At 48.9% G+C, this 13,221-nt stretch carries 11 protein-coding genes, 1 tRNA gene and 1 pseudogene; 8 read left to right on the top strand and 5 right to left on the bottom strand.

The window, feature by feature from the left end; translation table 11 throughout:
• Positions 1–230: 230 nt before the first annotated feature.
• Positions 231–418 (bottom strand): annotated as a pseudogene (locus tag FFM79_RS12865) (IS110 family RNA-guided transposase); the annotation flags it as partial.
• A 248-nt stretch (positions 419–666) separates the two neighbouring features.
• Positions 667–1,686 carry an aldose epimerase family protein gene (locus FFM79_RS11250; RefSeq protein WP_137643578.1) on the bottom strand — a complete coding sequence of 340 codons (1,020 nt, stop codon included), beginning with the start codon at positions 1,684–1,686 and terminating at the stop codon, positions 667–669.
• Positions 1,687–1,913: 227 nt separating this feature from the next.
• On the opposite strand from FFM79_RS11250, the gene FFM79_RS11245 reads away from it, so the two are divergent.
• The 4 genes from FFM79_RS11245 (at position 1,914) to FFM79_RS11230 (ending at position 5,212) form a co-directional block, all read left to right on the top strand.
• Entirely contained in the window at positions 1,914–2,996 is a 1,083-nt protein-coding gene (locus tag FFM79_RS11245; RefSeq protein ID WP_137643577.1) for an ABC transporter ATP-binding protein, read from the top strand.
• 625 nt (positions 2,997–3,621) lie between these two features.
• On the top strand, positions 3,622–3,930 hold the full coding sequence (locus tag FFM79_RS11240) for a hypothetical protein (protein ID WP_137643576.1): 309 nt from the start codon (positions 3,622–3,624) through the stop codon (positions 3,928–3,930).
• Positions 3,931–4,035: 105 nt separating this feature from the next.
• The gene (locus tag FFM79_RS11235; protein WP_137643575.1) at positions 4,036–4,449 is read left to right on the top strand and encodes a hypothetical protein; all 414 of its coding nucleotides are present in this window, start codon (positions 4,036–4,038) and stop codon (positions 4,447–4,449) included.
• A 7-nt stretch (positions 4,450–4,456) separates the two neighbouring features.
• Entirely contained in the window at positions 4,457–5,212 is a 756-nt protein-coding gene (locus FFM79_RS11230; RefSeq protein WP_137643574.1) for a nitroreductase family protein, read from the top strand.
• Positions 5,213–5,301: 89 nt separating this feature from the next.
• Here FFM79_RS11230 and glpK read toward each other — a convergent pair whose 3' ends face one another.
• Positions 5,302–6,813: a glycerol kinase GlpK gene (glpK, locus tag FFM79_RS11225; protein WP_137643573.1), complete on the bottom strand. Its 1,512-nt coding sequence runs from the start codon at positions 6,811–6,813 to the stop codon at positions 5,302–5,304.
• A 540-nt stretch (positions 6,814–7,353) separates the two neighbouring features.
• Here glpK and FFM79_RS11220 point away from each other — a divergent pair.
• From FFM79_RS11220 to FFM79_RS11205, 4 genes are all read left to right on the top strand, one after another.
• Positions 7,354–8,136, top strand: a complete 783-nt coding sequence (locus FFM79_RS11220) for a DUF2812 domain-containing protein (protein WP_137643572.1) — start codon at positions 7,354–7,356, stop codon at positions 8,134–8,136.
• A gap of 100 nt (positions 8,137–8,236) precedes the next feature.
• Positions 8,237–8,308: transfer RNA gene (locus FFM79_RS11215), tRNA-Asn, on the top strand.
• A gap of 287 nt (positions 8,309–8,595) precedes the next feature.
• Positions 8,596–9,018, top strand: a complete 423-nt coding sequence (locus tag FFM79_RS11210; protein WP_137643571.1) for a Spx/MgsR family RNA polymerase-binding regulatory protein — start codon at positions 8,596–8,598, stop codon at positions 9,016–9,018.
• A 409-nt stretch (positions 9,019–9,427) separates the two neighbouring features.
• Positions 9,428–9,646, top strand: coding sequence for a hypothetical protein (locus FFM79_RS11205; RefSeq protein ID WP_137643570.1), 219 nt, complete (start codon positions 9,428–9,430; stop codon positions 9,644–9,646).
• Positions 9,647–10,112: 466 nt separating this feature from the next.
• On the opposite strand, the gene ppx is transcribed toward FFM79_RS11205, so the two are convergent.
• Complete coding sequence (gene ppx / locus FFM79_RS11200; protein WP_137643569.1) at positions 10,113–11,066, bottom strand: exopolyphosphatase; 954 nt, start codon at positions 11,064–11,066, stop codon at positions 10,113–10,115.
• A 1-nt stretch (position 11,067) separates the two neighbouring features.
• Entirely contained in the window at positions 11,068–13,221 is a 2,154-nt protein-coding gene (locus tag FFM79_RS11195) for an RNA degradosome polyphosphate kinase (RefSeq protein WP_137643568.1), read from the bottom strand.

Here is a 13,221-nt window from a genome sequence, read left to right as displayed (position 1 = left end):
GCTCGGTCTTTGGGTAAGTCGGGAAACAACCCCGACTAACGCAAACGACACCACTGAGCCACTTTAGGACCGCCCTCGCGGCTAAATGAGTGTCAACTAAACAGGGTCTCCCACTGATTGAAATTGCAAAGATCAATCAGTGGGAGACTGCTAAAATTAAATTATCAGGCATGGACCTGATTGGACTTCGAGTCCGTGGTATGAGTAATCATCCAATTGGTTGGTTTTTATCATGTTAAGAGGCATTTAACGGTCTTATTCATGCAGGCCACCACTAGGACCTTATCCTGTTTGGGATGGGGTCCTTTTTTAACTGGAAATAATAATCAACGATATGGTTGGGAGCCGCTTTTTGCTGGCAGATCATGTTACGAACGGCAAAGCATAAAATACTACGAGCGTAAGCATCACCGCGTTTGGCTTTTTGAGGTTCTGTATCAATTTGTGTTAATTTTGCCGCCAGCAGCGAGTGTAACCATGGTTCAACTGCAATATAGCCGAAACGTGTTCGGGCCAGCATGGTCCTGCGGTTAGCTACGCCAGCGATACCATGCATAAACCGCATCGCACCACTAGCTAGGCTAATCCTCAGACCAACCCGCTGGCCCGCACACTCTAAACGTGCTCAACCAAGCTGACCTCTGCGCTTGATTTCGCACTCTGCCGCTACACATCATAAATATTAGAAAAACGATATGCCGTCTGGTAAGTGACGGGCACGTTGGCCGGAATGATAATACTCCCAAACTCCTTATGGTGAATGGCATCGGGGAGCTTCTGCGGCATAATACTTAGGCCTAGTTGCGAGCGCATCGCCTGACCGCCGTTTAAATGGTAACGGTCATCACGATAATTAGTCGCACTGGAAACGATGACCGCCGGCGCGTTCGTCTGGATGCTAAGTTTCCGGCCACTGATACGATCGAGGAGTTCAACTTGCGGGTAGGGCGTTTGGTTTAAAACGAATCCGTGACGCAAGCCCCCCTTTAAGGCGGCAATCTGCGGCCCGATGGCTACCTGTTCACGAAAGTCGAACGGCGAATCGGTCACCCAGGGGAGCTTACCAGTTGGGAGGCCGTGCTTGTTAAGCGCTGCGTACTCGTCAGCGTTGATTTTAAGGAATTCATCGTTGATCGTTCGCTGGGCGTTACCGCTTAAATTGAAATAGTTGTGGCTAGTTGGATTGAAAAGCGTTTCCTGGTCACTTTTTCCCGTATAACTGATGGTCAGTTTCCCGTGATCGTCGAGAATGAATTCGGCGGTAATCGTCATCGTGCCGGGATAGCCATTTTCGCCGTCAAGCGTAATGTATTGCATAACGAGACCCACCTGAGTTTTGGTGTGTAACTGATGTTCTAAAAACCAGGGCTCAAACGCAATCTGCGGCTGATTACCGCCGTTTAAGTGGTGTTGACCAAAGTTTTGGGTTAAATCGTACTGGCGCCAGCGGGCATTTTTAATAATCCCGGCGACCCGGACGACCGACGCGCCAAAAAAGGCCCGGTTGCTGAGGTAGTCCTCACCGTGGTCAAAACCTAAGACAACGTTTTCATAATTGCCATCTTTATCATGGGTACGGATGGCGGTGATGGTGGCACCCCAGTCCATGATGGTGACGCTCATGTGGTGATTATTTACTAAGGTGTAATAATTGATCCCATTTGCTTGGTGCTCAATAATTTTCATTTAGCTCACTCCTATGTCGACTAAACAGTTCTCTCTAATTTTAGTATATTTCATTCGTTAAGAGATTGCGAACGATTGCGGACTGGCTGGCTACGGTAGCGCGCTTAATTTTCACTTAAGCCGACCGGGTAATGCTTGACGAACTGCCCGCTTGTCTTGTACCATATAGCAGTTAGTTATGCTACGTTATTAAGATATAAATCGCAAAGAATATAGGAAGTATTGAAATGACAGCTGATTATAAAATTAAAGTTCAAAATGTGACCAAAGAGTTTGACTTGTTCAAAACGCGGTCCGATCAATTAAAGGCTTTTTTCTCCATTTCGAACCAGCCAATTCCTGAATTTTGGGCATTGAAGGGAATCTCACTCGAAGTTCATCCGGGTGAAACCCTTGGCCTGATTGGGGTGAATGGCTCGGGTAAGTCGACGCTTTCTAACATCATTTCGGGTGTGATTCCACAGACGACCGGGGTGGTAGACGTTCGCGGGGACACGTCGATCGTTGCCATTAACTCTGGTTTACGGGGCCAACTGACCGGTTTGGAAAATATTCGGCTGAAGGCGCTGATGATGGGAATGACCAACAAGGAAATTGATGACATGTTGGACGACATTATTGCCTTTGCCGACATTGGTGATTTCGTTTATCAGCCGGTTAAGAGTTATTCGTCCGGGATGAAGTCGCGGTTGGGCTTCTCGATTGCGGTGCACATTAATCCGGATATCTTAATTATTGATGAAGCCTTATCAGTTGGTGATGACACGTTCTATCAGAAGTGTGTGGAAAAAATCCAGCAGTTCAAAGACGAGGGCAAGACGATTGTGTTTGTCAGTCATTCTTTGAAGCAAATTGAAAAGTTGTGCGACCGGGTCGCTTGGATCCAGTATGGTGATTTAAAGCAGATTGGTAAGACTAAGGAAGTTGTTGGCGACTACCGTAAGTTTATCAAGTGGTTTAAGGCGCTTAATAAGGACGATAAGAAAAAGTATCAAAACGATTCGAAGGAAGAGCAGAAGGCGTTTGACATTAAGGCCTACGAAAAGCAGGTCGTGGCGGAACGTAAGCAGGCTGAGCCGGATAATCCGAACGTGGCGCGCGACGTGCATAAAGAATTTTATGGCGGTGTGATTTCGGAAACGATGCCGTGGCGGACGCGGATTTTTAGTACGTTGGTTGCCGTGGCGGTAGTGTTCCTGATGCTGGTTAATATTTCGGGGCATTCGTTGACGAGCACGGTTCAAGATCCGAGTTTGATTTTCCACCCTACTAGAACGTTAACGGGAGTAGTTACGAAAACGGGCCGGTAATTATATTGAATAAAATGAATTAAAACGCAAGCAGCGCGGTGGCGCCCTGAAAATGGGGGTCGCGGCGTTGCTTTTTTGGTCGGTGTGGCTAGGGTGAAGTGGTAACAAGCGCGGGCAAGTGGTGGGTGGTGACTATTCGGAATAATTTATCCATTTATTTTGACTTACTATTGACAACGCTTACAATTTCGCTTATCCTTAATTTGTAAGGTATTTAGTTACCTTCTAATCAATTCTCTTTCTCTCTTATGCCGACCACTATCACTTTGATAGTGGTTTTTTTATTTTCTCAAGAGTGCGCTGGCAGGCGGTTAGCTGGTGAGCATTAACGGCGTAAGGCGAATAATCCTGGGCTTGGATTGGTTGCCTTACGGGGTTAAGCGGAGCCAGCTGCCTGCCAGTGCACGTTTCGACTATTTAAAGGAAAGGTGACTCTAGGCGTATTATCCGGTCTTTGGATAGTGCGCCTAGAGTGGTTAAGCGGAACCCACTGCCTTTTGAAACACGTTTCGGTTGTTTCGAGGACGAAGCGCCACCCACCACTTGAAGCAATCGTAAAAGTGGCAAAGCTTTTGACACGCTTTCGCTGCATCGCTATACTAACATTTGAAGTGAGGGATCAACGTTGAAAAATCACGAAGTGTTAGATTTGATTCAAGAAATTACCCGCAATGACGGGACGACGTACATGGAAATTGGCAACATGTTGATGAATGGCCGGGCGGAACTCGCGGCCGAACGGGGCTTTATTCGCCAGGTGCGGATTTTACAGCTAAACATTCCGCATTCGACCCACGTGATTAAGTATCAAGAATACGTGAATGAAAATTTTGAAATTCCAGATGAATCGATGGACCACTGGGAAGAATGGCAAAAGACACCCGAAATGCAAGAAGAGGTCAATTTGATTTTAAAGGAAAACCATATTGGTTAAGTGCATCAGCTCTGCTGATGTTTTTTTGACGCGGTGATGGCTGTGAGCTTTGTAAACCACGCTGCGTTGAATTAGGGCGATTAAGAAAGAAGTGGTTTGATTCGAATGCGCAACTTACAATTTATTCAGAACCATTTTGAAACCCATTTTCGGTTTCGAAACGCGTTTGAATCGCAACTGACCGTTACGATTTTGATGCGAATTATTACGGAGCACCCGGAAAGTTTATTGGTGACACGGGCGGATGTTGAGCGCGCCACCGGCTGTTCGTTGGACGACCCGCAGTTGCGGCGCGAGTATTTCCCGCAAAGTGCGCTTGTTTTGCTGACGACCGCGCTAGACGAACTGATGACGCTGAGCATTACCGTTCACAACTTACACGGGCGGGTGCGGTTCCCGTTGTTTCACAGCGTGCAGCTGGATGAATTGGGACAACAGCTTATTTTTCACTTAAACGTCGACGTGTTGCCCCAGTTAACGCGGTGGGCGGTCGAGTTGCAACAAGAACAGGAAGGATAATTAATTGATGAATGTCATTGAAACCTTAGCGGCGCACCGGACGAAGCGGCAGTTTTCGACCCAGGCGGTCACTGACGCGGCTTTGAACGCGCTGGTGGCAGCGGCGCAACAAATGCCGACTAGCCAGTATCTCCAGGCGTATAGCTTGATTGAAATCACTGATCCAGCCAAGCGGGCGGCGGTGGCGAAGATTACAACCATGCCGACGGTCGCGGCTAACGGTCGCTTGCTGATCGTTTTAGCGGACCAGCACCGCAACTTAGCGTTGGCGCCGGGAGCTGACCAGCGGCGAGCGTTGAGTGAAATGGATCGCTTTTTGGGAAGCGTTGAGGATGCCACGCTGGTAACGGCGGCCTTACTATTGGCGGCTGAAAGTCAGGGCCTCGGGAGTGTCGTTTTGGGGTCAATCAATAATGATACGCAGGCGGTCATTGACCTACTGGGCTTACCAGAGTTGACCTTACCAGTATTTGGGTTACAAATTGGTCATCCGCTTGATCAGCCGGAAAAAAAGCCCCGGTTAGGGCTACCAGCAGTTCTATTTAAAAATACGTATCAGGAACCGCAAACCTATCAATCGGAATTAACGGCCTTTGATCAGCGGCTCCACGCGTATTACCAAGCCCGCAGTAGTCACGCGCGGGATGAGCACTTGGCGCACATGACTAACGAGGCGTTAGGGTCGGCGGCGCGCCGACGGGACTTTTTCAAGGTGGCGCGGCGGCAGGGCTTCTTCCCGGAAGCGACGCCTACTCATAACTAGAATAGCGATTAATAATAGTACGGTCGGATAAAAAACTGGTATCACCAGAATCCATTTTAGGATTCGGTGGTACCAGTTTTTTTACGTTGTTAGCCCTGATAGGGAGTGTGCTTAAAGAGTTGGGCAGCTTTGACAGCCGTCTGCCATCCTTCATAGAGGTTGGCACGCTCAGCGGCGGGCATTTTTGGTTGGAAAACGTCGCCGGTTTGGTGAATACTTTTAAGTTCGTCGAGGTCTTGCCAGTAGCCAACGGCGAGTCCCGCTAAGAAAGCGGCACCTAGCGCGGTGGTTTCGAGGTCGGCCGCACGAATGATCTCAACGTCTGAAATATCGGCTTGAAACTGCATTAACCAGTCGTTGCGGGTCGCCCCGCCATCAACCATTAAGGTTGGCATGGCGATGTGGGCGTCGCGTTTCATCGTATCGATGACGTCCCGGGATTGGTAAGCCAGCGATTGGAGCGTTGCCTTAACGAAGTCCGCCCGCGTGGAACCGCGGGTCAGTCCGAAGACTGCGCCACGGGCGTCCGAATCCCAGTAGGGTGCGCCTAAACCGGTAAAGGCCGGAACGACGTAAATTTCATTGTGGTTGTGTGACTGCCGGGCTAGATTTTCTGACTCGGGAGCGGTTTCAACCAGTTGCATCCCATCGCGGAGCCACTGAATCGCTGAACCGGCCACGAAAATTGACCCTTCTAGGGCGTAACTGACGTGACCATTGAGACCGTATGCAATCGTCGTTAACAAGTTGTGGTCCGAAAGCTGAGGTTCTTCGCCGAGGTTCATAACGGTAAAGGCCCCGGTGCCGTACGTGTTTTTGACCATCCCAGGGTCAAAGGCCATTTGGCCAAAGAGGGCGGCCTGCTGATCACCCGCCATCCCACTGATTGGCACCTGACTCCCATAGAACAGGTAGTCCTTGGTGGTGCCGTAGACTTCGGAGTTGGAACGAACTTCTGGGAGCATCGCCATTGGAATGTGCAGTAAATCCAAAATGGCTTGGTCCCACTGAAGTTTATGAATGTTAAACAACATTGTCCGGCTGGCGTTCGTATAATCCGTGACGTGGGTCAATCCACCGGTCAGCTTCCAAACGAGCCACGTATCAATCGTTCCAAAGAGGAGCTCACCGCGTTCGGCGCGTTCCTGAGCCCCCGGAACGTGGTCTAAGATCCAGCGAATCTTCGTCGCTGAAAAGTAGGCGTCGGTCACTAGTCCGGTGTGCCGGTGAATTAAATCGCCGTAACCATCGGCAACAAGCTGTTCTGCGAGGGGGGCGGTTTGGCGTGATTGCCACACGATGGCGTTGTAGATGGGAAGCCCAGTTTCTTTATCCCAAACGACCGTGGTTTCCCGTTGGTTGGTGATCCCAATGGCTTTGATTTGGTTTGGAAAAACGCCCGATTCGATTAAAACGTTAGCGATGGTCGAGGACACGGCGTTCCAAATTTCATTGGCGTTGTGTTCGACCCAGCCCGGCTGTGGAAAGTATTGTGGAAATTCCCGTTGGGAGTCGGCGACCTTTTCGCCGGCGTGATTAAAAATAATGGCCCGGGTACTGGTGGTTCCTTCGTCGATGGCCATGATGTATTCGGCTGGCATAGCTATTTTTTATACAATCGGTGACAAAATGGGAACGCATTTAACGGGATTGTATAGTTCCTTTCGTAGTATTAATAAAGACGCGTTAACCGCAACCCCCAAGAAGCTGGTGCGGCAATGCTATCGTGGTTGGAATCGGTTCGGATTCGTTGCGGATGGCGCCGAGTGTCGGTTGACTTGTCACCTAGTTAGAAAACGCACCCACGCTGGTTAATTCCGCTGAGGGGCCCGTGTAGTCCACGGGCCGAATGATCATTGTGTTAGCGATAACATCATTTTGATACTATCATGATTAGCGTTATTTGTGAATAAATATTAAAAAGTTAATCAACGGTAACGATCGGTGCCGGCGAACTAGACCTAGACCAATTCGTAATGGTTATGAAAGGGATGCCAACGTATGCGGGAAGCGAGGTTAGAAATGGCAAGTTTGTTACGCGAACAAATTACAATTTGCGTTTAATTGCTAATTAGACCAATCCGCATATAATTAGGTTTCAAGTTGTAGCTAAACGAGGCATATCATATGGAGGGAATCGGATGCATAAAACGCACTTTTTCTTAAAGGGCTCCGACCGTGAGCAACGGTGGCTCAATCGGCAAGCCGACCGGGGCTACCAGTTAACGGCCGTGACGGGGTGGACGTATCACTTTCAACGAGCGACCACGCCACGGGCCGTCGTCAGCGAATACTTACCAACTACGACCCTGGAAGCGATGGCCGCGGATTTTAAACCGGTGGCAACCGTTCCAGTGAAAGGAACCGCCATCGCGGTGAGTTATGCGAATACGCCTAAGACGCACCGGGTTGTCAGCGATGACGCCGTCGCGCGGCTTGCGGTTTACCGGCAAGCCCGGAATCGGGCGTTAAATTGGATGAATGGTTGGGTTGCTGCTATTTGGCTACTCATGTGCCTAGCGCTCTTTACGAGTACGAAAGTGGCCGCTACGCCTGGTTGGGCCGCGTTGCTTTGGAGTGTTTTGATTGGTGGGGCGCTATTGATTATCGTTGGAATGGTGATTTGCGTGACGGCTGCCGTTCGGTGTCATCGCACCGTTCGGCGCCTGGTGCGGATAACGGGCGACGATGAGGATGCGTGGAAGCCAACGATGCACATTCTATTTAAACACCAACCGGAACGGCCCGATATTGACCAGTGGCAGGACATGGGGCGATGGCAATTAGCCATGCATAATCAACGGGGCGATTACTACTTCAACTTACAAACGTCGTTAAACGCCTATGAAATTAAATCGATTTTAACGAAAGTGATAAATCAAAGAGATTTCACTGTGATGTCGTGGGTTGGAAACTATCATTGAGCGAAATTTAAGCTTGTTAATTATGTGTAAATAGTGAGAAAAATTCTCAAAAAAGCTTGCGCTTTGAGCTAAATCCGAGTATAAATACAGACAGTTACCTTGCCCGGTAGTTCAGCGGTAGAATAATTGACTGTTAATCAAGAGGTCGCTGGTTCGATCCCAGCCCGGGCAGTATAGAACAGCGAATCCGTTGGGCCCGTAACGCGAGCGCGAAAATGGGAAAGTGCCTTTCAAGGATTGAAATGACTTGAAAAGCACTTTTCCCGTGTCTGTAACGGAGTAGCTACAACGGTTATTAAAGCTGGCACCAGTTGCGACGGCGAAATTATCGCATAATCTTCATGAAAACATCAAGAAAAAAGTTCTGACTTTCCTTGACTATTCTTGACTAATCACGTATACTTACTATATAAAAGTAAGTAGCATAATTACTTGCCGTAAACTTAGGAGGAATTCATCGTGACAGTAAATTTATATTATTCAACATCTAGCAAGTCTAGCCGTAGTGCACGTGCATGGTTGGTTGCTAACAACATTCCATTTAATGAACGCGATATTATTGCTAACCCTCTGGATCGCGATGAATTGAAACAAGTCCTCCGGCTAACTGAAAATGGCTTTGAGGACATCGTTTCAACGCGTTCTAAGGCTTTCAAAGCATTGCATATCGACTTAGCAGACCTTGGGTTTAACCAATTGCTAGACTTATTAGTCGAAAAACCACAATTACTTAAGCGGCCGATCTTATATGATGGGCGTCGGCTTCAAATCGGTTACAATGAAGAAGATATTCGCGCATTTTTACCGCGTTCGGTGCGTAAGTCCGAATTGCGGGCAATCCAACAAAAATTGTATGATGACGACCAGCAGGCGGTCGGTTAGAGTGTGAGGCTGAGCGGGTTGGTCTGAGGATTAGCCTAGCCACCGACATTGCGCGGGCTTGGCGTAAGGTCGGTGGCGTAGCTAACCGCAGGGCCAAGCTCGGCCGAGCACGTTTCGGCTATAAGGCATAGAAGCGTCGCGGTTTATGCGATGGCGCCTTAGCGTAGCAAGCACAAAGGTCAGCTGGGGCCGAGCACGTTTCGGCTAACAAACATCAAAATGTCGTTAAATGGGCTGTGACAGTTGTCACGGCCTATTTTTTTAACGCTATAATAGCTGGTGTTGATTTGCTAAAAAAGTTGCCAACAGGTGGTATTGATGAGGCGCTACTAAATCAGGCAAAGCAAATTAATTGGTTTTCAAAACTAAGTTGCGTACAATTAAAGAAAACGTGATAAGGTGGATTAATATGAGTGAAACTGATCAGACGGCTTGGGCCATCCAAGCCTTAAAGAAGTTACAAACGGCGGATAATCAAGTGGTCATTGATAGTGTGATTCAGATTTTAGATGACCAGCAGGCTGAAATTGAAAGTCTACGGGGATCGATGGAAGGGCAATTGTGGAGCCCGACGAGTTGGCATCAGGACCAACAGGCTCGCCACACGAACCAGCCACACAGATCTTAAAAGCGGGTCTCTGATATTTGGTGTTGATTTGCTATGAAGGCTGCCAATTGAATTTTCAATCAATTCGTTGTGACTAGCAAGATTACGTTAAATTTAGTAACCGTTCTGCGGAATCAACTTCATTAATTAAGACTCACTAGCGTAATCCGTGAGACTCAATATAAAAGCCAGTCTAGCTAGCAGCGGGTGTAACCATGGTTCAACTGCGAAATTATTCTTGGCCGGAAGTGGGCTGCTTCCGGCTTAGAATAAGGCTCGAATTTGAGATTGCTCAGTGGTTTTTCTGAGTGAGCTCAAATCGATGCCCGCAGTGTTCCAGCCACCCGGTTACACCCGCTGCTGGCGGCAACCTCAACACCAATTGGTATCGAGCCCTTAAAAGTTGATGTGACGCTGGCAGCATAAAAATAGTAAAAACTGGATTCCAGCGATTTTGGCTGGAACCCAGTTTTAATTTAGGATTCAATTATTCTTTAACCTGGCTGTTAGTGGCGGCTAAGTCCGTAAGATGTTCAAACAGAATTCCTTCTCGCAAGCCGTTTTGTGAGAATAGCATCCGGTCTGAATCGAGAAAACGCATCAGCGTGATGGCCGGAATCATACCGCCGACGATAATATCGGCCCGGTCGCGGGCAAGACCAGGAATTTCAGCACGACCCGCAGCGTCTAATCCAATTACCTGCTCAAACGTTTGGTAAATTGCGGTGTCGCGGAGACGGTAACCGTGAATGTCTTCGAAATTCAGAAGCTTACTTTGACGCCGGTTGATCTTCGCTAACGTGCGGTTACTTCCGCCCAGGCAAACTAACGGCAGGTTGAGCCCGTTACGAAGCCACCAGACACTGTTAAAGAGTTTGTCGACAAACGTCATGGCGTTAAACAGCCGGTTAGCGGGAATCGTATCCGCCAAGTCGAACTGTTCCGTCAGGCTAACCGCGCCGATTGGGAGGCTGATCAATTCCTTGGCCTGACCGTTGACGATTAAGACGAGCTCACAACTCCCGCCACCAGTATCCATCATGACGCAGTTGGTAGCTGGTAGGGTGTTAACCACCCCTAAGTAGTCGTAGTAGGCCTCGGTCGTTCCGGGAATGACCTTGATTGTCAGGTCTAGTTCGTTTTTGATGCGCTTAAGGAACTTCTTTTGGTTGCTGGCCTTACGCGTTGCGGCGGTCGCCACCGCCGTTAAAGTTAAATTTGGTAGTTGGTCATAAACGGCTTTAAACCCCTTTAAAGCCGCCACCGTTCGTTCAATCGCTTCGGGATGCAGGGTTGGGGTTGCGCCTTCGTCTTCTTTTTCCGACAAGCGAACCATTTCTTTTAAGCGGTGGGTGACCGTGTAGCTCCCATCGGCTTCAATTTGAGTGACCGTCATTCGGCATGAGTTGGAGCCGAGGTCAATAACCGCAAAATTTTCCATATTAATCATCCTTTTGATTGTCTAACGGGTTAGGTTCATTTTTCGGGCTCATCATCGGGATGAACTGGTGCGCGTTGCTCGTAGGCGTAGGTTCGCCGTGATCCGCTTGCGTTGCCTGTTCAGCCGCTGCAATGAAGGTTGCTTGCGAGTCTAAAACGTCGAGCCCACGGCGGTCGACCTTAACGTACTGGTCGTCGGCTTGCAAAATGCGAGTTTTAACGTTATCTTGCCACATCGTATCAAAAATCTGCATTGCCCGGTGACGAATGTTTGGTTGCAGGAGTGGGAAGAGCAGTTCGACCCGCCGATTTAAGTTCCGGGTCATCATGTCGGCACTTGACAAGTAAATCTGTGGTTCGCCATCGTTACTGAAGTAGTAGATTCGGCTATGTTCAAGGAGCCGGCCAATGATGGAGTGGACCTCAATGTTGTCCGAAACGCCTTCAATGCCAGTCTTTAAGCAACAGATACCCCGGATGATCAATTCAATTTTGACCCCCACGTGTGAAGCTTCATAGAGCTTACTGATAATTTGCGGGTCCGAAAGGGAGTTCATTTTCATGCGAACTAGCGACGGGCGGCCAGCCTTAGCAATGGCAATTTCTTCGTCAAGCTTTTCGTTGATGAAGTCCCGAATGCCGTCCGGTGAAATGTGTAGCTTATGGAAGTACGGTGGTTCCGAGTAGCCCGATAACATGTTGAAGATGTTGGAGGCGTCAATGCCCATGTCCGTATCCGCGGTAAACAGGCCCATGTCCGTATAGAAGTGGGCGGTCACGTCGTTATAGTTCCCAGTTCCCATGTGCATGTAACGTTTGATGCCTTCGTTTTCACGCCGAACAACGAGCGCCAACTTACAGTGGGTTTTCAATCCAATCAATCCATAGATGACGTGGCAACCCATTTCTTCAAGCTTTTTAGCCCAGTGAACGTTGTTTTCTTCGTCAAACCGAGCCTTGACTTCAACTAACACGGTGACTTGTTTACCGTTCTGCGCGGCCTGACCCAAATACTTAATGATTGGGGAGTCGGCGGAAACCCGGTAAAGGGTCATCTTGATGGCGAGGACGTCGTCGTCTTCGGCGGCTTCGTGAATAAAGTCGACCACCGGTTTAAAATCGTCGTACGGGTACTGCATCAGAACGTCGTGGTCCTTGATGATGTCAAAAATTGAGCGCTCCTGATAAACCGCTGGGTAGTACGCGTGGTACTTTTGGTAAGTTAGGTCAGAATGGCCTTTAACCGCCTTCACCAGTTTGGAGAGGAACGTCAAGTTGAGTGGGCCGTTGATTACGTAGAGGGCACTTTCGGTAATTCCGAGCGCTTTAGAGAGCCGGGTACGTTGGTGCCTGCTCATGCTCTTTTCAACTTCTAACCGCATCACCTTACCGCGTTCGCGCATTTTCAGCTGCTTTTGAACTTCCTTCAAAAGGTCGGAAGTATCCTCTTCGGCCACGTCTAAGTCGAGGTCGCGCATCACCCGGTAGGCGCTGGCTTCCTTGACCGTGTAGTTGATAAAGAGGGAGCCGACAAACGCTTTGATCACGTCTTCAATTAAAATAAATTCATTTTCAGCGCCAGGTAGGGGAATTACCCGTGGAAAGACGTCCGGGACTTGGACGGTTGCGAACTTACGGTCCTTCTTGTCGCCATTTTTGTAAATCCGAAGGGCAATGTTCAGCGTATTGTTACCAATGAACGGGAACGGCCGCGACGAGTCGTCGGCCATCGGCGTTAGGGCCGGGTACAGCTCGTCATCGAAGTAGTTCTTAACGAAGGTGTGCTGTTCAGCGCTAAGGTCGGCCATGCCGAGTAGCCGGATGCCGTGCTGTTCAAGTAATGGTAGGAGCGAACGGTTCAGTGTATTGTATTGACGCTTGACCATTTCGTGGGCCTTAGCGCTAATGGCCTCGACTTGCTGGGCTGGCGTTAATCCGGCCGGATCAGGCTTTTCATAGTTAACTGACATCAGTTTTCGCAGTGAAGCCACCCGGACAGTAAAGAATTCGTCCAGGTTACTCTGCGTGATACCCAGAAACTTGACGCGTTCGAGTAACGGGTTGTCCTTATCGCGGGCTTCTTCTAAGACCCGGTAGTTGAAATCCATCCAGCTCAGTTCACGGTTAGTATAGTAGCTTTCCTTTTTAAAATTCAT

It is taken from the genome of Lactiplantibacillus modestisalitolerans, from assembly GCF_005405425.1.
GTDB classification, from domain to species: domain Bacteria; phylum Bacillota; class Bacilli; order Lactobacillales; family Lactobacillaceae; genus Lactiplantibacillus; species Lactiplantibacillus modestisalitolerans.
This window is presented reverse-complemented; position numbering and strand designations above follow the sequence as displayed.

Excerpts from the sequence above, each read along its gene's own strand:
- FFM79_RS11220 (WP_137643572.1), top strand. The coding sequence starts at position 7,354 with ATGCATAAAACGCACTTTTTCTTAAAGGGCTCCGACCGTGAGCAACGG.
- FFM79_RS11230 (WP_137643574.1), top strand. The coding sequence starts at position 4,457 with ATGAATGTCATTGAAACCTTAGCGGCGCACCGGACGAAGCGGCAGTTT.
- FFM79_RS11245 (WP_137643577.1), top strand. The coding sequence starts at position 1,914 with ATGACAGCTGATTATAAAATTAAAGTTCAAAATGTGACCAAAGAGTTT.
- FFM79_RS11250 (WP_137643578.1), bottom strand. The coding sequence starts at position 1,686 with ATGAAAATTATTGAGCACCAAGCAAATGGGATCAATTATTACACCTTA.
- FFM79_RS11205 (WP_137643570.1), top strand. The coding sequence starts at position 9,428 with ATGAGTGAAACTGATCAGACGGCTTGGGCCATCCAAGCCTTAAAGAAG.
- glpK (WP_137643573.1), bottom strand. The coding sequence starts at position 6,813 with ATGCCAGCCGAATACATCATGGCCATCGACGAAGGAACCACCAGTACC.
- FFM79_RS11195 (WP_137643568.1), bottom strand. The coding sequence starts at position 13,221 with ATGAATTTTAAAAAGGAAAGCTACTATACTAACCGTGAACTGAGCTGG.
- ppx (WP_137643569.1), bottom strand. The coding sequence starts at position 11,066 with ATGGAAAATTTTGCGGTTATTGACCTCGGCTCCAACTCATGCCGAATG.
- FFM79_RS11235 (WP_137643575.1), top strand. The coding sequence starts at position 4,036 with ATGCGCAACTTACAATTTATTCAGAACCATTTTGAAACCCATTTTCGG.